The organism is Rhodococcus gannanensis (assembly GCF_042681175.1).
GTDB lineage: Bacteria > Actinomycetota > Actinomycetes > Mycobacteriales > Mycobacteriaceae > Rhodococcus_G > Rhodococcus_G gannanensis.
The window spans coordinates 775,926-799,876 of sequence record NZ_JBHUFB010000009.1 but is presented as its reverse complement, the minus strand read 5'-3'; the positions used below and the strand labels follow the sequence as shown (position 1 = coordinate 799,876).

General features: G+C 68.2%; 24 protein-coding genes. 17 read left to right on the top strand and 7 right to left on the bottom strand.

Annotation, left to right across the window (positions count from 1 at the left end; genetic code table 11):
- Positions 1-41: 41 nt before the first annotated feature.
- From ACFSJG_RS10490 to ACFSJG_RS10465, 6 genes are all read left to right on the top strand, one after another.
- Positions 42-719: a hypothetical protein gene (locus ACFSJG_RS10490; protein ID WP_378485141.1), complete on the top strand. Its 678-nt coding sequence runs from the start codon at positions 42-44 to the stop codon at positions 717-719.
- Positions 720-783: 64 nt separating this feature from the next.
- Entirely contained in the window at positions 784-1,092 is a 309-nt protein-coding gene (locus tag ACFSJG_RS10485) for a hypothetical protein (protein WP_378485140.1), read from the top strand.
- 33 nt (positions 1,093-1,125) lie between these two features.
- Positions 1,126-2,427 (top strand): lipase family protein, encoded by a 1,302-nt coding sequence (locus tag ACFSJG_RS10480; protein ID WP_378485139.1) that lies wholly within the window; start codon positions 1,126-1,128, stop codon positions 2,425-2,427.
- 35 nt (positions 2,428-2,462) lie between these two features.
- Entirely contained in the window at positions 2,463-3,701 is a 1,239-nt protein-coding gene (locus ACFSJG_RS10475) for an alpha/beta hydrolase family protein (RefSeq protein WP_378485138.1), read from the top strand.
- A 52-nt stretch (positions 3,702-3,753) separates the two neighbouring features.
- Positions 3,754-4,392, top strand: coding sequence for a DUF3159 domain-containing protein (locus ACFSJG_RS10470; RefSeq protein WP_378485137.1), 639 nt, complete (start codon positions 3,754-3,756; stop codon positions 4,390-4,392).
- A gap of 70 nt (positions 4,393-4,462) precedes the next feature.
- Complete coding sequence (locus ACFSJG_RS10465) at positions 4,463-5,878, top strand: DUF6301 family protein (RefSeq protein ID WP_378485136.1); 1,416 nt, start codon at positions 4,463-4,465, stop codon at positions 5,876-5,878.
- A 174-nt stretch (positions 5,879-6,052) separates the two neighbouring features.
- Here ACFSJG_RS10465 and ACFSJG_RS10460 read toward each other — a convergent pair whose 3' ends face one another.
- Positions 6,053-6,739 (bottom strand): hypothetical protein, encoded by a 687-nt coding sequence (locus ACFSJG_RS10460; RefSeq protein WP_378485135.1) that lies wholly within the window; start codon positions 6,737-6,739, stop codon positions 6,053-6,055.
- A 112-nt stretch (positions 6,740-6,851) separates the two neighbouring features.
- Here ACFSJG_RS10460 and ACFSJG_RS10455 point away from each other — a divergent pair, with 112 nt between their 5' ends.
- Positions 6,852-7,535, top strand: a complete 684-nt coding sequence (locus tag ACFSJG_RS10455; RefSeq protein ID WP_378485270.1) for a rhomboid-like protein — start codon at positions 6,852-6,854, stop codon at positions 7,533-7,535.
- A 40-nt stretch (positions 7,536-7,575) separates the two neighbouring features.
- Here the strand turns inward: ACFSJG_RS10455 and ACFSJG_RS10450 are convergent, their stop codons facing one another.
- Entirely contained in the window at positions 7,576-8,370 is a 795-nt protein-coding gene (locus ACFSJG_RS10450; protein WP_378485134.1) for a FadR/GntR family transcriptional regulator, read from the bottom strand.
- 151 nt (positions 8,371-8,521) lie between these two features.
- On the bottom strand, positions 8,522-9,421 hold the full coding sequence (locus ACFSJG_RS10445; protein ID WP_378485133.1) for an NAD(P)-dependent oxidoreductase: 900 nt from the start codon (positions 9,419-9,421) through the stop codon (positions 8,522-8,524).
- A 195-nt stretch (positions 9,422-9,616) separates the two neighbouring features.
- On the opposite strand from ACFSJG_RS10445, the gene ACFSJG_RS10440 reads away from it, so the two are divergent.
- From ACFSJG_RS10440 to ACFSJG_RS10420, 5 genes are read left to right on the top strand one after another with little or no spacing between them, the layout of a single operon-like run.
- Positions 9,617-10,801 carry an amidohydrolase family protein gene (locus ACFSJG_RS10440; RefSeq protein WP_378485132.1) on the top strand — a complete coding sequence of 395 codons (1,185 nt, stop codon included), beginning with the start codon at positions 9,617-9,619 and terminating at the stop codon, positions 10,799-10,801.
- Positions 10,802-10,829: 28 nt separating this feature from the next.
- Positions 10,830-11,054 carry a hypothetical protein gene (locus ACFSJG_RS10435; RefSeq protein WP_378485131.1) on the top strand — a complete coding sequence of 75 codons (225 nt, stop codon included), beginning with the start codon at positions 10,830-10,832 and terminating at the stop codon, positions 11,052-11,054.
- Between the two features lie 8 nt (positions 11,055-11,062).
- Positions 11,063-12,724: a thiolase C-terminal domain-containing protein gene (locus ACFSJG_RS10430; protein ID WP_378485130.1), complete on the top strand. Its 1,662-nt coding sequence runs from the start codon at positions 11,063-11,065 to the stop codon at positions 12,722-12,724.
- A 27-nt stretch (positions 12,725-12,751) separates the two neighbouring features.
- Positions 12,752-13,981, top strand: coding sequence for a CaiB/BaiF CoA transferase family protein (locus ACFSJG_RS10425; RefSeq protein WP_378485129.1), 1,230 nt, complete (start codon positions 12,752-12,754; stop codon positions 13,979-13,981).
- A 49-nt stretch (positions 13,982-14,030) separates the two neighbouring features.
- Positions 14,031-15,182 carry a thiolase family protein gene (locus tag ACFSJG_RS10420; RefSeq protein ID WP_378485128.1) on the top strand — a complete coding sequence of 384 codons (1,152 nt, stop codon included), beginning with the start codon at positions 14,031-14,033 and terminating at the stop codon, positions 15,180-15,182.
- Here ACFSJG_RS10420 and ACFSJG_RS10415 read toward each other — a convergent pair.
- Positions 15,164-16,267 (bottom strand): CaiB/BaiF CoA transferase family protein, encoded by a 1,104-nt coding sequence (locus tag ACFSJG_RS10415; protein ID WP_378485127.1) that lies wholly within the window; start codon positions 16,265-16,267, stop codon positions 15,164-15,166. The genes ACFSJG_RS10420 and ACFSJG_RS10415 overlap by 19 nt on opposite strands.
- Positions 16,268-16,382: 115 nt before the next feature.
- Here ACFSJG_RS10415 and ACFSJG_RS10410 point away from each other — a divergent pair, with 115 nt between their 5' ends.
- The 4 genes from ACFSJG_RS10410 (at position 16,383) to ACFSJG_RS10395 (ending at position 20,008) form a co-directional block, all read left to right on the top strand.
- Entirely contained in the window at positions 16,383-17,543 is a 1,161-nt protein-coding gene (locus tag ACFSJG_RS10410; RefSeq protein WP_378485126.1) for an acyl-CoA dehydrogenase family protein, read from the top strand.
- Positions 17,544-17,595: 52 nt separating this feature from the next.
- Positions 17,596-18,363 (top strand): SDR family NAD(P)-dependent oxidoreductase, encoded by a 768-nt coding sequence (locus tag ACFSJG_RS10405; protein WP_378485125.1) that lies wholly within the window; start codon positions 17,596-17,598, stop codon positions 18,361-18,363.
- Positions 18,360-19,139, top strand: a complete 780-nt coding sequence (locus ACFSJG_RS10400; protein ID WP_378485124.1) for a crotonase/enoyl-CoA hydratase family protein — start codon at positions 18,360-18,362, stop codon at positions 19,137-19,139. The genes ACFSJG_RS10405 and ACFSJG_RS10400 overlap by 4 nt, the downstream gene beginning before the upstream one ends.
- A 104-nt stretch (positions 19,140-19,243) precedes the next feature.
- Entirely contained in the window at positions 19,244-20,008 is a 765-nt protein-coding gene (locus ACFSJG_RS10395) for an SDR family NAD(P)-dependent oxidoreductase (protein ID WP_378485123.1), read from the top strand.
- A gap of 83 nt (positions 20,009-20,091) precedes the next feature.
- On the opposite strand, the gene ACFSJG_RS10390 is transcribed toward ACFSJG_RS10395, so the two are convergent.
- The 3 genes from ACFSJG_RS10390 to ACFSJG_RS10380 all read right to left on the bottom strand — a co-directional run bounded on the left by ACFSJG_RS10390 (position 20,092) and on the right by ACFSJG_RS10380 (position 22,742).
- Positions 20,092-21,459, bottom strand: coding sequence for a cytochrome P450 (locus tag ACFSJG_RS10390; RefSeq protein WP_378485122.1), 1,368 nt, complete (start codon positions 21,457-21,459; stop codon positions 20,092-20,094).
- A gap of 61 nt (positions 21,460-21,520) precedes the next feature.
- Positions 21,521-21,730 carry a ferredoxin gene (locus tag ACFSJG_RS10385; protein WP_378485121.1) on the bottom strand — a complete coding sequence of 70 codons (210 nt, stop codon included), beginning with the start codon at positions 21,728-21,730 and terminating at the stop codon, positions 21,521-21,523.
- A 220-nt stretch (positions 21,731-21,950) separates the two neighbouring features.
- Entirely contained in the window at positions 21,951-22,742 is a 792-nt protein-coding gene (locus ACFSJG_RS10380) for an enoyl-CoA hydratase/isomerase family protein (RefSeq protein ID WP_378485120.1), read from the bottom strand.
- Positions 22,743-22,849: 107 nt separating this feature from the next.
- Between ACFSJG_RS10380 and ACFSJG_RS10375 the strand changes: the two genes are divergently transcribed.
- The gene (locus ACFSJG_RS10375) at positions 22,850-23,905 is read left to right on the top strand and encodes an acyl-CoA dehydrogenase family protein (RefSeq protein ID WP_378485119.1); all 1,056 of its coding nucleotides are present in this window, start codon (positions 22,850-22,852) and stop codon (positions 23,903-23,905) included.
- Positions 23,906-23,951: the final 46 nt, after the last annotated feature.

Genomic DNA, 23,951 nt, shown 5'->3' with positions numbered 1-23,951 from the left:
GGACCGCAGCGGGACGAGACGTCGATGGCAGCAATAGCTACGTGTTGGCGCTGATGTTCGCCACCACCCGGACCCGCAGGATCGGAGGCGAGCGACGCAGCGACACCCTCGGAGAGGAGCTCATCGTGCGCATGCCCGGACTGGCCATGGGCTTCGCCCCGTGGGCGCTTTTCCTGGCGATGCCCCGCCTCCCGGGCGACGGGGCGTTCGCGTACGCGGGAACCATCGCGACCGTGGTCGCAGTCGCCCTGACACTGTGGGCACGATCCCGCTCGTGCGCGACGGTGCTCGAGGCCGCTGCGATACCGACGTTCACCGTCCTCACCCTCGCCGCTGTCGTCGGCACCACCTCGATGCAGGACTGGTTCCGGGTGTACGCCCCCGCTGTGACGCTGTGGGCGCTCACTGCGGTGATGGTGGCGTCGCTGGTCACGGTGCCGTTCACCGAGCGGCATGCCCGCCGGTCGTTGCCGGAGAGTTACTGGCGGTCGCCCCACCTGCACACGATCAACCGACGGCTCAGCCTCGTGTGGTCCGGCTGCACAGCAGTGGCGGCGGCGGGTGTGACGGCCGCGACCGCCGTCACGCGCGGCCCGGCCGACGAGTCGGGGCAATACCTGACGCTCTCCCTCGCCTGGCTTCTTCCCGTCGTGTCGGTCCTGATCGCCTGCCGCTACACCGAGCACGCCACCAACCGGGCCGGCCGGTCCTCGACATGAGACACCGCAACCTCCCCGCTCCACCCGTTCGAACCGATCCGATCCATCCGAGAAGGGAATCCACATGAAGAAGAACACACTTCGAGCGCTCACCGTGACCGGTGTCGCCGCCGCTGCGGTGCTCGGTGCCGCGGGTACGGCATCCGCCGACCACGTCGACAAGCCGAAGCCGAGCGGACCTCCGTGGAGCGTGTCGCACGACGGGTTGACCTACTGTTTCGAGGGATACTGCGAGAGCTGGGACAAGCTCGGCAACTACGTGTGCACGACCGGAGCACCCACCGCACCGGTCTGCGACGCCGTCATGATCGGTGTCCGCCTACTACCGCCCCTGAACATCGGTGATCTCGTTCCGCACAACATCATTCACTGACCTGTCGGCACAACCCGAGTGAGGTTTCCAGCGATGATCCCAGTCCCCCTCTCCGCCAGATCGATCCGCGCCATCGCGGTGTGTGCCACCGCCCTCCTCGCCACCACAGCGGCGGTGTCCGCTGCGGGCACCGCGAGCGCGCAGTCGGCCGCACCGCCGGTGGTTCCGCTACCGTCGGTCGACCCGTTCTACACGTATGACGGATCTCTGGAGGGGCACGCTCCGGGGGCGGTGCTCGACACCCGGACGATGCCGTACGGGTTCCACCAGCTCGCAACCCCGATCACCAGCACTCAGGTGCTGTACCGGACCACCGACCAGTTCGACCGTCCGACAACGACGGTCGCGACGATCCTGCGTCCGCTGGTGCCCGGTCCGGCGAAGCTGATCTCGTATCACATGGCGTACGACGCGCTCGGATCCGAATGCGATCCGTCGTACACCCTCACCGGGAACGGTGCCTACAGCCAGGCGGGCACGTTCGAGCAGGGCGTGATCACGGGGTATCTGGCGGCCGGATTCACGGTCGTGGTTCCGGATTACGAGGGACCCGATCTGGAGTGGACGATCGGGCGGCAGTCAGCGTATGCGGCCCTGGACGGCGTCCGGGCAGCAGAAACCGTCCTGGGGCTGCCCGCGTCGACGCCGGTCGGTCTCGCCGGCTACTCGGGCGGTTCGGTGCCCACCCAGTGGGGCGCGGAGGTCGCGCCGTCCTACGCGCCGGAGCTGAACGTCGTCGGTGCGGCGGCCGGTGGGTTGCCGGTGAACCTGGCGCACAACCTGCCCTACGTCAGTGGCAGCACCCACTGGGCCGGTGTGATCCCGGCGTTGATCGTCTCCTACCAGCGCGCCTACGACCTCGACACGAGCGCGTTCTTGTCCGAGTACGGGCAGCAGATCGTCGACACCGTCAGTTCGCAGTGCATCAACGCCTTCGCGTCCAAGTACCCGGGTCTGACCGACGGGGAGATGGTCCGCGCGCCGTACACCTCCCTACTTGACGTGCCGTCGGTTGTGGAGTCGATCAACGACAACATCATGGGCACCGCGGGCACGCCGCGGGTTCCGATGCTGCTGGCCGTCGGTGACGTCGACGGCACCGGTGACTCGGTGATGGTCACCGCCGACGTCGAAGGTCTCGCACACGAGTACTGCGAGCGCGGCGTTGCGGTCACATATGCGCAGTACGACCGCATGTCGCACAGCGAGGCGTTCCTGCCTTTCCAGGCGCAGGCGGCGCAGTTCTTCACCGACCGGTTCGCCGGTGCCACGCCCACCTCGAACTGCGGGGTCGTGGGTCCGGGCAACGACCTGGCACCCACCCCGGTGCCCTGACGACCAGCGACCACCATCCGCGAAGGGATCCGATCATGACCGAGTTCTTCTCGCCGCGCCCGCACCGGGCGTTCAGCAAGGGTTTCTACAAGAGCGACGACTTCGACTACGAGGTGCGCGGACTGCTCGGCGCCGCGTCGCACGGGAACACCGACGCCGGTGAGGTGCTGGCGACCATCGACGGTGTCGCCGAGGGAGACCACGAACACTGGTTCCAGGCCTGGCACGACACCGGCAGCCGCGTCCGCGCACTCGCCGACGACGCGGCGAAGGCCGGAGATTCGGTGAGCGCATCGGCCGCCTACCTGAGGGCCTCGACGTACTTCGGTGTCGCGGTGAACGCAGTGAGCGGACTGGAATCGGACGACCTGCTGGTCCCGACCTTCCGGCTGCAGCGGTCGAGCTGGGAGGGATTCGTCGACACCACCGATCGGGTGGTGGAACGGGTCGAGATCCCGTACGAAGGGGACACGATGCCGGGCTGGTTCTTCCGGCCGTCGCCGGAATCGGCGACTCGCCGTACCCTCGTCATGGTCAACGGCAGCGACGGCGCGACCAGCGGACTGTGGAACACCGGCGCCGCCGGCGCCCTCGCCCGCGGGTACAACGTGCTGATCTTCGACGGTCCGGGGCAGCAGTCGTTGCTGTTCGAGCGCGGTATCGGCTTCCGCCCGGACTGGGAAGCGGTGCTCACCCCGGTCGTCGACTTCCTGCTGCAGCGCGCCGACGTCGACGGTGACCGGCTCGCGCTGTACGGAATCAGCCAGGGCGGCTACTGGATCGCGCGGGCGCTGGCGTACGAGCACCGGTTCGCCGCAGCGATAGCAGATCCGGGTGTGGTCGATGTGGCGGCGTCGTGGAACAAGAACCTCCCGTCGAGCCTGCTGAAGCTGTTCCGTGAGGGCAAGAAGGACGCCTTCGACCGGGACATGGCGCTGGGCATGAAGTTCTCCCGCGCCACTGCACGGACGTGGAAGTTCCGTGCCCGCCCCTACGCGAAGGACAGCTACTTCGACACCCTCACCGAGGTGCACCGGTACACCCTCACCGACGACGAGGCCACCCGGATCACCACGCCGTTGTTCCTCGCCGATCCGGAGGACGAGCAGTTCTGGCCCGGTCAGTCCGAGGAATTGGCGGCCGGCGTGAGTGGCCCCACGGAACTGTCCCGCTTCACCGCCGCCGAGGGCGCCAACTTCCACTGCCAGCCCATGGCTCGACAACTGACCGACGCCCGCATGTTCGGCTGGCTCGGCACCGTCCTGCCGCGGTGACGCGAATCGTCCCATCCCGCCACAACTCTCTCACCCGAAAGGTCTTTCCGTCATGGCCGACTCCCCGCCCAAGAATCTGAATCCGCTGTCGATCTTCGCCGGCTTCCTCCCCTGGATCGCGTTCACGTTCGTCGCCCAACGCCTGTCCGCCGACGGAGTCGCCTGGAGCGCACTGTTCGCGGCTGCCCTCAGCCTTGTCTTCCTCGTCCGGGGACGGAACAAGGACCTGCCGACCCAGTTGGACGTCTACTCGCTGATCATCTTCGGCGTCATCGCAGTGGTCGGCTTCGCCGGCGACCACCGGATCGACCAGTGGTTGTACGAGTGGGGCCGACCGCTGGTCGGCGTGCTGCTCGGCGCGATCCTTCTCGCCACGGCGTCCACCCGGCCCTTCACCGCGGAGTACGCGAAGAAGACCACACCGCGCGAGTACTGGGACTCACCTCTGTTCCGGCGCATCAACCTGGTGCTGTCCGCGGCGTGGGGTGTGGCCATCGCGGTGATGGGCGCCGCCGCGGTGCTCGTGACCGCCATCGACGCCAACGCCACGGACACCGACAGTCCCTACCTGATCGACTTCGTTCTCAACTGGGCGGTCCCGATCTGTCTGATCGCGTGGATGATTCACTTCACCAACACCTACCCCGACCGCGCGGGACGGGCGGCCGACGAGGAGAGTGCCACCAGCTGATGCGGTGAGTGTGCGGGGGTCCTTCCATGCATGGTCAGGGTGTCGGCGGCCGATGGTAACGTCCCGCCGCGTGAGCGAATCGCCGGTATTTGATGTTGCTGAAGCGATGCGAGTAGCGCGGGAGGTGGAGCGATTCGAATGGTCGTGGTCGGCCGGCGATGTCGAGCAGTTGCAGAGCCTGCTCGCCCCGATCGAGTTGCGTGGTTCGAAGTGGCATGGCTCGGAGTTGTACTCCGAGACGAGCAACAAAATCGCTGTCGTGATGGTTGATATCGCACGTATCCCCCTCCACTCGGTCGACGATGCGGAGCGCGACGCGTTGCGGACGGGGTCCGCTGCACTTCGTACGGAGCTGATCGAGGCTTGGGGCGAGCCTGACCCCAGCATCGTCGAGGGAGTTCTTGTCTGGGTGTTGCCGCAGGTGGTTGTCGAACTGCACCGTGACACGGACCGCGTGCACTTCCGCCTGATCAGCCCTGATGCGCACAGGTCGAGTGAAACAGCACTTCGGGCATGGCAGGAACGGGATGAGCAGCGCACTGATTTTGCGCCGTTCCTCGCCGTGCTACCGCACATCGTGAACGCGCACGTGGGGTCGTGGTCCCGATCCGATCTGGATCCGTTGTTCGAGGCGGTTGGGTGGCCGATCGACATTAGTGAAAGACGCCTGTTCCGAGAGGATCTGGTAGCCGAACTGAATGGGGACGCGGTGCGGGCCTCGTTGCATGCCAGTCAGACCGAGGACTACATGGATCCCGACCGGTGGGGTTTCGGAAAGTACTGGCGACTGACTCTGCGCCAGTCGCTGTGGTGGCGAGTCAGGCCGGAGGCCTACGCTGCCGCACTCCGGTTGTGCGTCGAGTTGCTCGGTCCACCGCCTGTCGTCGGAGGTCCTGGCGCGGAGGCGATCTGGCGTGGTGCGAACGTCACCTACACGCTGTCGAACTCCGGCAATGGGCTGAGCTTCACCGCAACACCGACCGAAGCCGTCGAGGGTTTGGAGTACTGGGAGTGGAAGTGGGGTGACGACTGGAACCCGGAGGAGAGTTGGCGGGTGACCACTGGCGCCGACGGGGTTCGCTTCGGGACCCGGGATTGGTGGGTCCCGGAACGGCGCGCGGAGACGTGGGCGATGCTCGACGACTACATCGCTAAATTGTTCCCGTCGCTCGCTCATGACCTGCCGTTTCTCGCTCCGTATGCGACCGCGGTTGTGTGGGGATTTCGGGTGCCCGAGGAGCCCGAAACCTTCATTCGGGGTTGGTTCGCCGACGAAGGTGCGGGTCTGGAAATTCATCTGCCGGGAGCTGAGCCGTTCGAGCGGTCGTACCCACCCGTAATGGAATCGGGCCGCCGGATCGCCGCGGAGACCACAGCGGCATTGCGGAAGTTCGGCGTAGCGTCCCCCACCGACCTGGAAATGATGGCGGCGGCCCCACAGGGCACCCAGAAGCTGGACACCTTCCGGCTGGGATTCACACGATGAACCGAACGCAGGGCCGGCATCTGTCCGATCCGCATGTCGGTCAGACCAGGAAGGTCTCTCCACACCTGGGTGTACGACGCTGAGGTTTTCGAGTCTTCGGGGTCCCAGCGGCCGTCGGCGAAGCCAACCGGACTCGCACACTGCGTGGACAGATGTCCGCAGGTGCACACCACATCACCGCACTCCGCACGGGACGCGCCGTGCCCGACGTCGCCGAGGCTCGAGCTCGTCGAGGCGGGCGCGCAGTCGCTCGGGAACCCACGGACCCGCGAGATCACCGTCCCAGCACAGCCCCGGCCCGTACGGGCGTGTCACCAGGGAGCTCCGGCGCAGCGACGACGCGTAGGCACTGCCGAACCAGCACCAGACCGGCGGTGCGGGAGGCAATCCCAGCCACCGGCCCAGCGGCGCGAGGTACGGCTCCGGCTCGGCAGTGCGCTCGGGGAACACTTCGGCCGTGTCCGACGTGTGGGCCGACTCGGCCGACGCCGAGACGTAGATCGTGGGCACGCGGCACGCGAACTCGAGCGCGAAGGCACGCACCGCGGGGTCGCCCGGTGAGCGCGACGTGTGCAGGACGTGCGCGCCGACCCGGCCGGACAACCCCCGCACTGGCGCGGCGAGCGCGGCATCCGGAACCGACGGTCCACCGGAGAGGAAGAGGAAGTCGGCTGCGGTGGCGTGCGCCGACCGCAGCGTCTGCTCTCCGCCTGCGACAAAACGTTCACGCAGAGGTTCGGTCGTGCCGTAGGTGTGCGGTACGGCGTCGGGAAGGTGCTCGCGGGCGACCCCGAGCCAGGCACCCACGACATCGCAGCGCCGATCGCGCCGCACGTACCAGCGCACGAGGGTGCCTTCCATCCGCTGTCCTTTCCCGGTTCCGGCGTCCGTCCACGATAGCGGCGAGTACCCCCGGGTCGGCGAGACAACGACGAGGATGACGGACGACCGGTTCGGGGCCACACTGGTGTTCATGGGTGTCCGGGACCGGTTTCACCTGTGGGCGTCCGCGGTGTGGACGTACGTTCGGTGCGCACCGGGAACGTTCATCTGGTTGGCGATCCTACTGGTGACGACGATCATCGCCCGGCACCTGTCCCCCCACGAGCTGCAGTTCGTACTCGGCAACAGGTCGACGAACCTGCACCACCTCCGCGAGGACCCGATCCGGGTCCTGGTGAGCAGCGCGTTCTGGCTCGCAGGCGGCCCGTGGATCACCTACGCGCTCCTGTACAACATCTTCCACGTACCGGCCGAACGCTGGCTCGGGACGCTGCGTTGGGTGACGGTGTGCGTGCTCGCGCACGTCGGCGCCACCTACCTCAGCGAGGGCGTCCTCTACTGGGCGATCGAGCACGATGACGCACCCGCCGCCGCGACGTTCACACTCGATGTGGGCGTCAGCTACGCCCTGGCCGGGGTCGTCGCCGTCCTGACGTACCGGATCGCGCGACCGTGGCGGTACGTCTACGCGGCCGGGGTGGTGGTGTTCTTCCTGATCCCCGTGCTGACGAACCAGACGTTCACCGATGTCGGGCATTTCAGTGCTGCGCTGATCGGATTCGCCTGCTATCCACTGACACGATCCAGGAAGGGTGTGTGGAATCCGATGACGGTCTTCCGGGCGCGGAAGTCGACCGGGACATCGTCCACGTGAATACTGTTGCACCCCAATCGCTGTCGCCGGTTCGCCGCGCTCACTCGTAGAGGCGGATGACCGAATCCGGTTCTCTGTTGCGGAACACGATCTCGGATGCGCTCCGCAGGTGCGCCCGCCAGTGCTTCTCCGCACCGTCGGCGTCGCGGGCCGCGACCAGCCGGACCAGTTCCTCGTAGTCGTCGATGGTGCCGGGGATGTACGACGTGTCGGTGAAGGCACCCGGGTCACCCTTGCGACGAAGGCTGACGGCACGCGACGCGCCGAGCACCTCGGACAACGCCTTGGCCTGCGTCTCGAGGGTCTTGTTGCCGCAGTGCAGCGCAACGAGATTGTGGAACTCGCCGGTCAACGCGACCCAGCGGGCGAAGTCCGCGCCCGACTCGACTCCGGCCTCCCAGATCTCACGTTGGGCCCGTACACAGTCGCCCAGGGCGGCGAGGCCCTCCTCGGTGCAGCGCTCCGCGAGGAATCGGACGCACACCGCGCCGAACTCGGCACGCGCCTCGAGCAGGTCCGCAAGTGTCGTGCCCTGTGTCTGGAGGTAGAGGCCGATGTGCCGTGCGGCGACACCGAGATCGGGCAGTCGGACCCGAGGTCCGCCACGGGCGCCGGTCAGGACCGTGATCAGTCCCTCGCTCTCGAGAATCCGGAAGGCCTCCCGGAGGGTCGGTCGTGAGACCCCGAGATCCTCGACCATCTGCTTCTCGGGTGGGAGCATCTCGCCCGCGGGGATGTCCCCCCGAACGATCCTGCTGCGCAGGCTGTCCGCTATTTGTTCGGACACCTTCGGGGCACGTACCGTCGCGGCCCCGCCGCCGAACTTCGGATGCACCGTCGCAGATCCCTTCCGGCCTTCGGCCACCACACTCGTTCGTGGGCGATCGGCGGCTGCCTCGGCCGTCATCGGCGATACGCCGCCGTGGGCGCGCCGCACCACACCGACCACCCTACCGCGATGTCACACACCACCTTTAATCAGTCAACTAATTGACCGTTCCGTGCGACGGGTCGGTCAGCGCCATCGGTCCCCGCTCCGCCGCGGCCATCAGACTCGCGATGTCGACGTCCAGATCCGCCGCGACGGCCCGGACCGACGCCAGGTCCTTCTGCAGGTACCGGAGGAGTTGGTCGGCGTACGTGCGCGCCTCCTGGCCCGAACCCGCGATGTAGTCGGCCGCGGCACTGCCCCCGCTGCTGACCCCGAGGACATCGAGGAGGGTGTGCTCCGAGATCCCGAGGGAGGCGCCTGCCTCCAGCGCGGCCAGCGCGAGCTGAGTGTGCGCCGCAAACAATGTGTTGTTCAACAGTTTTGCCGCCAGCGCCGTCCCCGGACCGCCGGTCCGCTGCGGGTTCGCCGAGTAGGCGGACACCGCATCCGCCGCGATGTCGACCGCAGCGTCCGCGCCGGCGAGCAGAACCGTCAGCCGGCCGGCGCGAACCGCTTCGGGGGTGCCACTGAACGGAGCCTCCACGACCGAGACCCCGACCGCGGACCCGGTGTCGGCGAGTCGGCGGATCGTGACCGGACTTCCGGTCGTGTGGGAGACGAAAACAGCACCGGCACTCATCTTCTCGACGATCGGCGTGCAGTACTCCAGAACCTGGTCGTCGGTGAACAGGCAGGTGATCACGACCCTCGCGGCGGCGAGCTCCTCCGGCGTGCCGACGACGATCACACCGCGCTCGGCGAGGCGCGTCCGAACCTCCTCGCGGCGGGCGTACACCACGACGCGACGCCCCGCGGCGAGCAACTGCTCGACCATCGGTTCGCCGATCTGCCCGGCGCCGATGAACCCGATCTCGGGCTCCGACATCGCTTCCTCCTCCTGCTCGGCGGTTCCACGACTCCGAGCCCTCGCCCGATCGACTCCGCACTCGTACAAAAATAACTAAGTTTACTAGTCATAGCATGTGGGTTCCCAGGCGACAATCGTCTGCGCCATCCGGATTGCCGCGACCGTCGGCGAAACCACTGAATGGAACGCAGCAGTGACCCTGACGACTTTCGCTGCTAGGCTCCACATGGTTAAACAAGTAACCGTTTTGCCGGATGGGTCGCGGGTATCCCAGGAGGACGAATGCCGCTCCAGAACCACATGCATCTGATTTCCACCGACGATCACCTGATCGAGCATCCACGGCTCTGGTCGGATCGGCTGCCGAAGAAGTTCCTCGAGACCGGGCCCCGGATCATCGAGAAGGAGATGCCCCGCTCGATCCACGCCGGCGACAACGCCCACGGCAAGGCAGGCACCAAGATCGCGGAGGTGTGGACCTACGAGGGTCGGATCTACCCGTACATCGGCCTGAACGCGGTGGCGGGCAAGAAGCCCGAGGAGTACGGCGCGGAGCCGACCCGCTACGAGGACATGATCCCGGGATGCTTCGACCCGAAGGCCCGGGTGCTGGACATGGACATCGACGGCGTGCAGGCCGGCCTGTCGTTTCCGTCGTTCCCCCGGTTCGCGGGCACGGTCTTCCTCGAGGGTGACGACCGGGAGCTCGCCCTGCTGTCAGTCAAGGCCTGGAACGACTTCCACATCGACGAGTGGTGCGCCACGGCCCCCGACCGGCTGATCCCCCTCGTCATCATGCCGCTGTGGTCGGTGGAGGAGTGCGTCAAGGAGGTTCACCGGACCGCAGCGAAGGGCGCCAAGGCGATCTCGTTCCCGGAGAACCCGGTGCCGCTCGGACTGCCGTCGTTCCACACCGACCACTGGGACCCGTTCTTCTCGGCCGTCGAAGAGGTCGGGGTTCCGCTGACCGTCCACTTCGGCACCTCCGGCAAGCCTCCGCTGACCGCACCCGAGGCCCCGATGGCCGTGATGACCGCGCTGTTCGGCTGCAACTCGATGTACGCGACCGCCGACCTGTTGTTCTCGCCGGTGTTCCACCGCCACCCCACGCTGAAGGTGATGCTCTCCGAGGGCGGCATCGGCTGGGTTCCCTACATGCTCGAACGGATGGACGCCGTGTGGGCGAAACACCGCTTCTACCAGAACATCAACCAGTCCGTCCGTCCGTCCGAGCTGTTCGCCAAACACCTCTTCGGGTGCTTCATCGAGGACGACTTCGGCATCGCGAACCGGTACGCCGTCGGGATCGACAACATCACCTGGGAAGGCGACTACCCGCACTCGGACTCCAACTGGCCCAACAGCCGCAAGAAGGTTCAGGACGCCATGATCGACGTCCCCGACGACGAGGTCGAGCGGATGGTCGAGACCAACGCCCGCGGCCTCCTCGACTTCCCCCGCAGCTGAGAATCCGAACGCGCCAGTCAGGACCGTCATGGACGAACCGATCGAACAGCATCCCGAGGACGACTGGGTCGACCAGGACCTGCTCACCCGAGATCTCGCCGGCGACCTCCTCGACCGCGAGATCGCTGCGGAGCAGGCACGACTCGCCGAACCCGAGGTGCCCGACTCACTGCTCAGCCGCGCCGACCGGGAACGGCGGCTCGCCGCGATGATCGCGGTCCGGGACCGGCATCGCACCCCGAACGTCCTGTGAGGCCATCCGTGAGTTCCGCCGTGGACACCGCCCGGCCCCTGCCGCAGCCGACACCGGCGAGCGCCGATTTCTGGGCCTCCGGCGCCGACGAGGTCCTCAGAATCGCCCGCTGCGTGGACTGCGGGAAGCGGTCGCATCCCCAGTCGGTGCTGTGCCCCGCCTGTGGTGGACGTCGGCTGCCGCTGGAGCCGGTGTCGGGCAGGGCGGTCGTCGTCGGCCTGACAACCAATGCGCAGCAGTGGCTTCCGCACTTCCCGCCGCCGTACGTGGTCGCGATCGTCGCGCTGGTCGAGGACCAGGACATCCGGCTGACGACGAACATCGTCGGGGTCGACTCCGGCGAGGCATCGGTCGGGACCCGGGTCCGGGTCGTGTTCGAGCAGGTCGACGACGACATCTGGCTGCCGCTGTTCGAGATCGATCCCGAGGCCGGCGACGAACCCGGTCCGGTACCGGAACCGGAGAACCCTCGACACCGGGTGCGGCCGCCGGTGAGCTCCGAACGATTCGAGGACCGGGTCGTGGTCAGCGGTGTGGGGCAGTCCCGGATCGGCAGGCGTCTGATGGTGGACCCGTTGTCCCTCACGGTGGACGCGTGCCTCGCGGCCGTCGCCGACGCCGGCCTCACCGTCGCCGACATCGACGGGTTGTCGACCTACCCGGGCCGGGCCGGAGGCGGTATGTCCGAGGGCGGGATCATGCCCGTCGAACAGGCCCTCCGGGTCCGGCCGACCTGGGTCGACGCGGGCGGCGAGCTGCCCGGACAGAACGGGTCGATCGTGGCCGCGATGCTTGCCGTCGCATCCGGGCTGTGCCGCCAAGTGTTGTGTTTCCGGACCGTGTGGGAGTCCTCGTACTCCGAACTCGTCCGCTCCGGTCGCTGGGCCACCGGAACCACCCGCGCCACGGACATGTTCGAGTTCCGACACCCGTTCGGCGCGATGTCCGCGGCCAACTGGATCGCCTGCCAGGCGTCGAACTACTTCCACCACTACGGCGACGCGAAGACGACGCTCGGTGCGATCGCGGTCAACGCGCGCAGCAACGCGGCGGCCAACCCGGAGGCCGTGTACCGCGACCCGATCACCATGGACGACTACCTCTCCGCGAGGCCGGTCTCCACTCCGTTCGGACTCTACGACTGCGACGTACCGGTCGACGGCGCCGTCGCGGTCGTCGTCTCGGCCGTCGACACCGCCGCGGACCTCCCGCACCAACCCGTGTTCGTCGAGGCCGTCGGTACCCAGATGACCGAGAACCTCTCGTGGGACCAGGGCACGCTGTCCCACCTGCCACAGACTCTCGGCCCGAGTGCGCACCTGTGGAGCCGCACCGACCTCCGCCCGGCCGACGTCGACGTGGCCCTGCTCTACGACGGGTTCACGTTCAACGCGCTGTCGTGGCTCGAGGGCCTCGGGTTCTGCGAGTTCGGCGGTGCGAGCGACTTCGTCGACGGCGGCCGCGGGATCGCGATCGACGGTCCGCTCCCCCTCAATCCGCACGGCGGCCAGCTCTCCGCCGGCCGCACCCACGGGTACGGCTTCTTCCGTGAGGCGGTCCTGCAACTCCGGGGTCAGGCACCCGGACTGCAGGTCGCCGATCCCCACGTCGCCGTCGTCACCTCCGGTGGCGGCGTCCCGTCGGGGGCGATCCTTTTGCGCGCCGACTGACAAACGAACCCACGATCAGGAGTACACATGCAACGTCCGTTGGAGGGCATCCGCGTTCTCGAGGTCGCCCAGTTCACCTTCGTCCCGGCCGCCGGAGCGGTCCTCGCCGACTGGGGTGCCGACATCGTCAAGGTCGAGCACGCCGTGACGGGCGACGCACAACGTGGGCTCATCCGGGTGCTCGGTCACGACAGCAGCCGGCCCGGTTCCTCGTTCGCGCCGATCATGGAGGGACCGAACCGCAGCAAGCGGAGCATCGGCATCGACCTGGCGAAGCCGGAGGCCCGGCCGGTGCTCGAGGAGCTGATCCGGCGCAGCGACGTCTTCCTGACCAACTACCTTCCCGGTCCGCGCGAGAAGCTGGGGCTGACGCTCGAGGCGGTGCGTGCGATCAATCCGGACATCATCTACGTCACGGGCAGCGGTTTCGGCAGCGAGGGTCCCGACGCGAACAGCGGCGCGTTCGACGCCACCGGCTTCTGGGCCCGCGGCGGCAGCGCCGAGGGTGTCATGCCTCCGGAGGCCGAGAGCATGGCGTTCATGCCGGCAGGCGCGTACGGCGACAACATCGGCGGCATGACGATCGCAGGCGGGATCGCCGCAGCCGTCGCGGGTCGTGAACGGACCGGCGAGCCGTCGGTCGTCGACGTGTCCCTGCTCGGTGTCGCCGCCTGGGCCACCCAGTTCACCGTCAACCTCGCGCTGTTCACGGGCGGGCCGCTCCCCAAGGTCCGGAAGAAGACGGCCGCGGTGGGCAATCCGCTGACCGGCTCCTACCGCACCGCGGACGACCGGTGGCTGCAGTTCTCGATGTTGCAGCCGACCCGGTTCTGGAACGAGTTCGTCACCCTCCTCGGACTCGACCACCTGGTCGACGACCCCCGCTTCACGACGTTGGAGGGGATCACCGAGCACAGCGACCTGATCGGCTCCTGGTTCGCCGAGGCGATCGCGGCGCGCCCGTACGACGAGTGGACCGGGATCCTGGCGAAGCTCAGCGGGCCGTGGGCCCCGGTCCAGAACAGTTGGGAACTCGGCCACGACGAGGCGCTGATCGCGAACGGACGTATCGTCGATCTCGTCGACGCGGACGGGGAGCCACAGAAGCTCGTGGCCAATCCGGTCAAGTTCGACAACGGTCCGGTCCGGATGTCGCGGGCACCGCAGTTCGCCGAGCACACCGACGACATCCTGCGGGAGATAGGGCTGGGCGAGGAGCAACTCATCGGCCTCAAGATCGCAGGCGCGGTCACCTGACCCTCCGAGCCGACCCCGCCCGTCCCGCCGGCAGTACAGGAGCAACACCATGCGAGTCAGAGAAGCAGTCGTCGTCGAAGCGGTCCGCACCCCGATCGGCAAACGCAACGGCGCCCTGAGCAGCGTCCATCCGGTCGACCTGTCGGCGCTGGTGCTGAACGAGCTGATCGCGAGGACGGGAGTGGACCCGGCGGCCGTCGACGACGTGATGTGGGGGTGCGTCACCCAGCTCGGCGACCAGTCGAGCAATGTCGCCCGGTTCGCCACCCTCGCCGCCGGCTGGCCGGAGAGTGTTCCCGCGGTCACCGTGAACCGCGCCTGCGGCTCCGGTCAGCAGGCCATCGAGTCGGCGGCCCACGCCGTGATGTCCGGGGCCTACGACATCGCCGTGGCCGGTGGGGTGGAGACGATGTCCCGGGTGCCCCTCGGGGCTGCGCGGGCGTCCGGATTCCCGTACGGGCAGACCGTTCTCGACCGCTACGCGACGGACCGCCTCGACCAGGGCACCGGCGCGGAACTGATCGCCGAGAAGTGGGGACTGTCCCGGCTGATGCTGGACGAGTACGCGTCCCGGTCCCACCAGCTCGCGGCGGACGCGATCGACGGAGGTGCGTTCGACACCCAGTTGGTTCCCGTCGCGCGCGGCGAGGCGCAGCTCACGGTCGACGAAGGGCTGCGGCGTGGCACGACGCCCGAGACGCTGTCGAAGCTGAAGCCGTCGTTCCGTGCGGACGGTGTCATCCACGCGGGCAACGCGTCACAGATCTCGGACGGGGCGGCCGCGGTGATGATCACGACGCCCGAGAAGGCCGCCGAACTGGGGCTGACTCCCATCGTGCGGTTGCTCGCGGGTTCCGTGGTGGGTGCGGATCCGGTGATGATGCTGACCGCTCCGATCCCGGCGACGCAGAAGGTGCTGGGCCGCGCCGGACTCACCATCGGCGACATCGGCGCGATCGAGATCAACGAGGCGTTCGCGCCGGTTCCGCTGGCCTGGCAGATCGAACTCGGCGCGGACCCCGACCGCGTCAACCCGCTCGGTGGCGCCATCGCCGTCGGTCACCCGCTCGGCGCATCCGGCGCGATCCTCACCACCAGGCTGGTGTACCACATGCGGGACAAGGGAATCAGGTACGGACTCCAGACCATCTGCGAGGGCGGCGGAACCGCCAACGCGACGATCTACGAGCTCGCGGAGTAGCCGGGGCGGGCCGGCGCCGGATCCTCGCCGTGCAGCGTCGGCCGCCACGAGTCGAGCAGGTCCTGCGCCGGAATCGCCGTGTCCCGGAACCCGATCGGCAGACGCGGCGTCCATGCCCCTCGGCCCTCGGACACCAGCACGTTCCGCTCACGAACCTGTGGGTTCTCCCCTGCCTCCGCCAGGTCGAGAACCGGGGTCAGGCAGGCGTCGGTGGGCGCCGCCAGTTCGGCCCACTCGTCACGGGTGCGTGTCCGCACGGCTGCGGCGATGCGGTCCCGGAGCGCGGGCCACGAGGCCGGGTCGTGCCGTCCCGCCGCCAGCTCCGGCCCGAGCCCGAGGACGGTCAGCAGAACGTCGAAGAACGGATCCTCCAGCGCGCCGACGGCCACGAACTTCCCGTCGGCACACGGGTACACGTCGTAGTAGGGCGCACCGGTGTCCAGCCGGTTCGTGCCCGCCTCGTCGGACCACCGTCCGGTGGCGCGGTACTCGTGGAGCATCGACGTCAGGTACGTCGTGCCGTCGAGGATGCCGACGTCGAGGACCGTCCCGCGACCGGTGCGGTCCCGCTCGTACACGGCGGCGAGCACCGCGGTGACGAGATACATGGCGCCCCCGCCGAAATCGCCGAGGAGGTTGGCGGGCGGTGTCGGTGTGCCGCCGCGGCGGGTCGCGGAGTGCAGCGCACCGGACAGCGCGATGTAGTTGATGTCGTGGCCTGCGGTGGAGGCCAGCGGGCCGGACTGCCCCCATCCGGTCATCCGGGCGTACACCAGTCGCTCGTTGACCGCAGTCGTCTCGGCCGGTCCGAACCCGAGCCGCTCCATCACCCCCGGCCGGAATCCCTCGACCAGGACGTCGGCGGCCGCGACCGCGTCCCTGACCAGCCGACGCGCACCCTCGTCCTTGAGGTCGACCTCCATGGTGGACCGGTTGCGCACCGACGCGGGCAGCGCCGATCCGGGACGCCGGAACGTCACCACGTCCGCCCCGAGATCGGCGAGCAGCATGCACCCGAACGGCGCGGGCCCCAGTCCGAGAAACTCGACGACTCTCAGACCGGCGAGCGGTGCGGCATCTTTCACGGTTCACATCCCTTGGAATCAGGTTGGCCAGTAGGTAGATTGAAGCGCAGGTTCACCTAGTTGTACAAGTTGTCGAACACCGATCCTGCCGTCATGCCGAACCAGGAGAATCCGAGTGCCTCAGACGTTTTACGACGACGACCACGAGCGGTACCGCGACGTCGTCCGGGAGTTCGTCAAGCGGGACGTCGCGCCGAATCTGGACCGGTGGGAGGAGGATCGGGCCACCGGGCGTGAGGTGTGGAAGTCCGCGGGCGCCCACGGCGTGCTCGGCATCCGGATCGCCGAGGAACTGGGCGGGGGCGGCATGGCGGACTACCGCTTCCGCTGTGTCGTCCAGGAGGAACTCGCCGCGGTCGGCGCGGCGTCCCTCGCGTCGGGCTTCTCGATCAACGAGGACATCGTCGCGTCGTACCTGACGACCTTCGGAACCGCGGAGCAGCAACGCGAGTGGCTTCCCGGCATGGCGGAGGGAACGATCGTCGCCTCGATCGCGATGTCGGAGCCGACCGCGGGAAGCGACCTCCGGGCGATGAGGACGACGGCGGTCCGTGACGGAGACGACTGGGTGATCAACGGCTCCAAGACCTTCATCACCAGCGGATTCTCCTCGGACGTCGTGCTCGCCGCGGCCCGCACCGGTGAGCACGAGGGGCGCCCGCGCCTGTCCCTCATCCTCGTCCCGACCACCACCGACGGCTTCTCGCGCGGACGCAAGCTCCGCAAGCTGGGATTGCACTCGCAGGACACCGCCGAGATCGCGTTCGACGACGTCCAGGTGCCGGTCTCGAATCTGGTCGGCGAGGAGGGCCGCGGATTCCACCATCTGACCGCGCAGCTTCCACTCGAACGGCTCTCGATCGCCTGGCGTGCGCTGTGCGCCGCGGAAGCCGCACTGGACTGGACCGTGCGCTACACCAGCCAGCGAAAGGCGTTCGGCGAACGGATCATCGACTTCCAGAACACCCGTTTCCGTCTGGCCGAGATGTCGACCGAGATCGACGTCACCCGCACGTTCCTCGAGCAGTCGATCCTCGCGTACAACGACGGCACCTTCGACGTCACGCAGGGCGCCAAGGCGAAGTGGTGGGCCACCGAACTCCAGAATCGGGTCGTGGCCGGCTGTCTTCAACTGCACGGCGGATACGGATACATGGACGAGTACCCGATCTCCCGTGCCTACGCCGATGCTCGCGTGCAGACGCTCGTCGGCGGAACGACCGAGATCATGAAGGAGATCATCGGCCGCGACCTCGCGGCGCGATATCCCGCCTGACCACGGATCGATCCACCAACTGCTCCCACTCCCTCCACGAGAAGGCCCACCCATGCAACTGAAGGACAACACATTCCTGGTCACCGGCGGTGCGTCCGGGCTCGGCGAGGCGACCTCGGCGGCGCTGGTCGCCGCGGGTGCCCGGGTGGTCGTCGCCGACCTCGGTTCCTCCGACGGGAAGGCGACCGCGGAACGGCTCGGAGAGAACGCCACGTTCGCTCCGGTCGACATCACCGACGAGGACTCGTTCGCCCCCGCGCTCGATGCAGCGGAGTCGCTCGGTCCGCTGCGCGGCGTCGTGCACTGCGCCGGCCGCGGCGGCGACCGGCTCCGCATCCTCGACAAGGAAGGCAACCCCGGAGACCTGGACAGTTTCCGTAACATCTTGGAGGTCAACCTCATCGGCACGTACAACGTGCTTCGCACCGCGGCGGCGCGGATGGCACGCAACGAACCCGTCGACGGCGAGCGGGGCAGCATCGTGCTCACCGCGTCCGTCGCGGCCTTCGACGGCCAGATCGGCCAGACCGCCTACACGGCGTCGAAAGCCGCGGTGCACGGCATCACGCTCGTCGCCGCACGCGACCTCGCGAGCGTCGGGATCCGCGTCAACACGATCGCACCCGGCACCTTCGACACTCCGATGCTCGCGCGCCTGCGTTCGGACATCCGCGACGGCCTCGCGGCGGGCGTCCCCTTCCCGAAGAGACTCGGCCGCCCGGAGGACTACGCAGGCATGGCCCTGACACTGTTGGAGAACGGCTACGCGAACGGTGAGACCATCCGTCTGGACGGCGCGATCAGGATGCCTCCGCGATGACCACGACGACAGCGAGCGGTGAGGTCCTCGTCGAGGCCGACGCCGGGATCCTCATCATCACGGTCAACCGACCCGAGCAGCGCAACGCCATGACACTCGCCGTGGCCACCGTCATCGCCGAGGCACTGGCGAGACTCGACGAGGACCCCGGCCTGTCCGTCGCGATCCTCACCGGAGGCGGCGGAACATTCTGCGCCGGCATGGATCTGAAGCGGTTCCAGCTCGGGGAACGGCCCGTCGTCGAGGGGCGGGGGTTCGCCGGCCTCGTCGAGGCACCGCCCGCGAAGCCGCTGATCGCCGCGGTCGAGGGCTGGGCACTCGGCGGCGGATTCGAGATGGTTCTCGCCTGCGATCTCGTCGTCGCGGGGGCCGGAGCGAAGTTCGGTCTGCCGGAGGTCACACGCGGACTCGCCGCGCGCGCCGGAGGAATCTTCCGAGCACCGCGCGTGCTGCCCCGAGCGGTGGCACTGGAGATGCTCCTGACCGGAGAACCGATCACGGCACAGGCCGCGCAGGGGCACGGTCTGGTCAACCGGGTGGTCGAGGACGGCACCGCGCTCGACGTCGCGCGCGCCGTCGCACTGTCCATCGCGGCGAACGCGCCCCTCGCGGTGCGCGCCAGCAAGGCACTCGCCCTGGACGCCCGGACCTGGACGGACGAGGAGTCGTTCGCGCGGCAGGCGGAGTACACCGATCCGGTGTTCGCCTCGGCGGACGCGGCCGAGGGTGCGGCGGCGTTCTCGGAGCGCCGCGCGCCGCGATGGCAGGGGCGCTGACCACCTCACGAATCACGCCGCACCGCACGCGGGCACGGCACCGAGGCCGTTCCTCGAACGGTCGGCCGTCTCCTCCCGTCACCTTCCCAGCGAAAGGCACTTCCATGGATCTCGACAACGCGTCGGCCGCAGTCACGGGCGGAGCATCCGGGCTCGGCAGGGCGACCGCCGAAGCCTTCGTGGCCCGCGGTGTCCCCACGGTCATCGTCGACCTTCCCACATCGAACGGCGCGGAAGTCGCCGCCGAACTCGGAGACCTCGTCACGTTCATGCCGGCGGACGTCCGCGATCCCGATGCCGTCGATGCGGCCCTCGCGGCGGCCGAGGCGCAGGCGCCACTGCGGGCCGTCGTGCATTGTGCCGGTCGCGGCGGCAAGGTGCGACTGGTCGACAAGGACGGCACCCCGGGCGATCTCGAACTCTTCAAGCAGGTCGTCGACACCAATCTGGTCGGCACCTTCACCGTCGCCAGTGTCGCCGCCGCCCGGATGGTCAGGAACGAACCGGTCGGCGGCGAGCGCGGGGTCATCATCATGACCGCGTCCGTCGCCGCGTTCGAAGGCCAGATCGGCCAGGCCGCATACTCTTCCGCGAAAGCGGGCGTGGCCGGCCTGACCATCGTCGCGGCGCGCGATCTCGCCCGGAAGCTCGTTCGCGTGGTGACGATCGCCCCCGGCACGTTCGAGACACCGATCCTCGGTGGGCTCTCCGAGAAGGTGCGCGACTCGCTCGCGTCCCAGGTACCGCACCCCACCCGTCTCGGCGATCCCGCCGAGTACGCCAAGCTGGCTCTGGCGATCGTCGACAACGCGATGATCAACGGGGAGACGATCCGCATCGACGGGGCCATCCGTATGGCTCCCGTGTAGCCCCCGGCCGGGGCGGGCACCGGTTGCGACACGACGAGGGGAGATGCTCGATTCGAGCATCTCCCCTCGTTCGGTGCGTTCCGTCAGCCGCTCACCGGCGCGACATCGCGCCTGGTGGCGATCGGCTCGGCGAGACGGTTCTCGACCACGATCTGCTGCACCCGCTCGATCGTGGCCTCCAGGCCCGGACCGCGGCGCTCGCCCGGCGTGAACGTGCCGGGCATGTTCACCAGTCCGTTGATCTGACCGACGGTCGCGTAGTGCACCACCTTGTCCGGGTCGATGACGAAGTCGGGCATCCGCTCGAGCACCGCCGTGATCATCCGCTTGAAGAGGACGCGGGCGACGTTCGAGCCGATGCAGCGGTGGATGCCGAGCCCGAATGCCGCGTGGCGGTTGGCGCGCCGGTCGAAGTCGACCACGTCCGGGTTCGGGAAGACGTCGGGCGACCGATTGGCCATCGCCCAGGAGAGCCAGACCCGCTCGCCCTCCTTGAACTGGACCCCGTTGATCTCGACGTCTGCACTGAAGGTGCGGGCGTCACCCACGGTCGGGGTGAAGTAGCGGAGGAACTCCTCGGTCGCCGGATCGAGGAGCGTGTCGATCTCCGCGACGAGTCGGGCCCGCTCCTCGGGGTGCTGTGACAGCCACAGGATCACCTGTCCGGTCAATGCCGTCGTGGTGTCGAAGCCGCCACCGACGAGCAGCATTGCGGTGCCGGTGATCTGCTGATCGGTCAGCGGCTTCCCCGCGACGGTCGCCTTGACGAGGGCGTCGATCAGACCCGGCCGAGGGTTGGCACGCACCTCGGGTACCGCGGCGGTGAGGGCGGCCCGGCTCTCCATGGCCATCTGCGTGACCCGGTCGTGGTCCGGTGCCCCGGGCGGGGTGTACATCAGCGCGTGCGCGGGCTCGTTGTGGACGACCCACTCGGTGAGCGGCAGTCCGAGCAGTCCCATCGTCACGACCGCAGGGACGACGTTCGCGACGTCGTGGACGAAATCGATGCTGCCACTCTCGATCTTGTCGTCGATGCACGCGTGCACGAGGTCGTCGATCAGGGGAATCCACCGCGCGACAGCCGCCGGCGACAGGTAGGGATTGAGGGTCTTCCGGTAGTCGGTCTGCTCCGGCGGATCCAGTTCGAGGAACGACGGCGTGTCGTACGGCCCGTAGTCGTACGCGGGGATCGAGATGCCCTTGTACCCGTTCACACTGCCGTCGGCGTCCCGGAAGTTGGTGACCTCGGGACGTCGTGCGATCGCGAAGACCTCCTCCATCCCACTGGCCACCCAGTGGTCCTCGTACGACTGCGTCCAGGCGATCGGGCACTTCGCGTGGAGTTCGTGCGTGCGCTCCACGAATTCGACGCGAAAGTCGGGACTGTGCCGTTCGTAGTCGATCGGGCACTTCTTGAGTTCGTCTGCCGTGCCGGGGTTGTCCGTTGCCATGCTGTACTCCGATGCGTTCGACGCGCTCCTACGCAGCGCAGGTGGGTTGTGCGGTTCAGGTTCAGCGCGCGGTGCGCTGGAGGATCTCCTCGATGGCGCGTTCGGGGCACGAACGCACCGCCTCGGTCGCCGAGTCCTCGAGATCGGCGGGGACGTCGCCGTCGATCGCGTACCCGTGCCCGTCCTCGTCCCGGAGTGCAAAGACGTCGGGAGCGACCATCGCGCAGAGGGTGTGTCCCTGGCAGACCTTGTCGTCGACGTGAACCTTCATCGTGTGTCTCCTCGAGGGAATGAGTCGTTCTCGGGCTGGTGCTGGCCGTTCGGGGTTTGACAGCTGTGCGGGCAGACGATGTGCCGTTCGACCGCGCCCGCAGGTCCTTTCCGACTTCCGCTCCGGCACGAGTGCCGCGAGAGGCAGGTCACACCTGAGAGCGTATAACTAGTAACATGTATAGACAAGAGAACTTTGAGAACGGTTCGCGTCGAGGAAGTCAGGCGGGCACACCCGAGATCGCCGCCGGCGCGCCGAACACCGGGGTGCGCTTCTCGAGGAACGCGGCCTTGGCCTCGGCGGCGTCCGCACCGCCGATGTTGTTGACCTGCGCCTGCGATTCCATCCGCAGCGCCTGCTCCAGACTTCCACCCTCCACGGCGCTGTCGAGGAGCTGCTTGGTCAGCGCCAATGCCCTGGCCGGCCCGGCGGCGAGGCGTCCGGCCAGCTCCCCCACGGCCGCGTCGATGTCGTCCGGTGCGACGACTCGCGTCACCAGTCCGAGCCCCGCGGCCTCCCGCGCGGAGTACATGTCGCCGAAGAAGGCGATCTCCTTCGCCTTCTGCAGGCCGACCAGCCTGGGCAGCAGCCAGGAGCCGCCCATGTCGAGGGACAGTGCGCGGCGCACGAAGATCTGAGAGAAACGGGCACGATCGGTCGCGACCACCAGGTCGCAACCCAACGCCAGATTCCATCCCGCACCGACCGCCACGCCGTCGACCTTCGCGATCGTCGGAATCGTCAGGGCGTGGAGGGCCCGCGCCGCCTCACTGGCATCGGACATGAAATCCAGCGTGTCCCCGTCGTTCAGGCTCGACAGATCGGCTCCCGAACAGAAGTCGCCGCCGTCGCCGGTGAGAACCATGACCCGGTCCGTGTGCAGTCGCTCGATTGCAGTGAACGCCCCCGCGAGTTCCCGCCACATCGCCAGATTCACGGCGTTCTTCTTTTCCGGCCGAGACATCACGACCGTGACGACCCCGCCGCTACGCTCGACACGGAGGAATTCCATCGCTGTTGCTCCCCTCTCCAGGGGTCGGCACCGCTGCCGCCCGAATCTTGGCCGAAAGCTAGTGCACATGGTTAACTACGTCAACATGCACGATACCGAGGAGTGGCATGGACTTCGCGCTCAGTGACGAACAGGTGGCCCTGGCCGAGACCGAGCGGGCCTGGCTGACCAAGCACGACCCGCTGCTCACCCGCAGGCCGACGATCGACGACGGCCCCGCGACGGTCCCCGGACCGGCGCTCGATCACGTCGCCGGGTCCGGACTCGTCGGACTCCTGACCTCCGAGGCGGGCGGCACCCACGCGGACCTGCTCGTGCTGTGCGAAGAGCACGGTCGCGCCGGCAGTGCCGTCCCCCTGGCCGAGCTGGCGATCGCGTGCCGCCTGCTCGAACAGATCGCGCATCCCCTGCTCGAGGCCGCCGCGACGGGAGAACTCCCGACCCTGCCTGCCGTCGGGTCCGTCGAATCGCCTGCACTGCACGCCTGCATCGCCGGATCGGACCTGCACCTGCACGGCACGACGGCCCCCGTCACCGGCCTGCTCGACGCCGCCCGAATCCTCGTCGTCGTATCCGCCACGGATGGCACGGAAGTCGTCGCACCCGTCGCCGTCGAGGACGTCACGATTCGCACCCTCGACACCCTCGACGTCACCCGGTCGTGGGCGGTGGCCGACATCGACGTCACGCTCGGTGCGGGCGCCTGGACTCCGGTCCCGGCGGGCACCCTCGCACGTGTCCGCGACGAGCTCGCCACGTACCGCGCCGTGGACGCGCTCGGCGCCGCGTCTCGCCTGCTCGACCTCACCGTGGAGTACGCGGGTCAGCGCACACAGTTCGGCCGTGAGATCGGGAGCTTCCAGGCCGTCAAACACCATTGCGCGAACATGGCGCTCTCGGTCGAGGCGTCTCGCGCGGCACTCTGGGCCGCTGCGGTGGCACTGGACGGCAACGACTCTCGTGAACGCACACGAGCGGTGTCCGCCGCGGCCGCGTTCGCCGGGGAGGGCGCGAGCACGACCGCACAGACCGCGCTCCAGGTCCACGGCGGCATCGGGTTCACGTGGGAACACGACGTTCACCTCCTGATCCGCCGCATCAAGCTCGACGAACTCCTCGACGGTTCGGTGAGCTACCACCGTCGCCGATCGATCGGCGCCTGAGCGCGAGAACCGCACCGAAAAAGCCTCACATTCGAGGACGCACCGC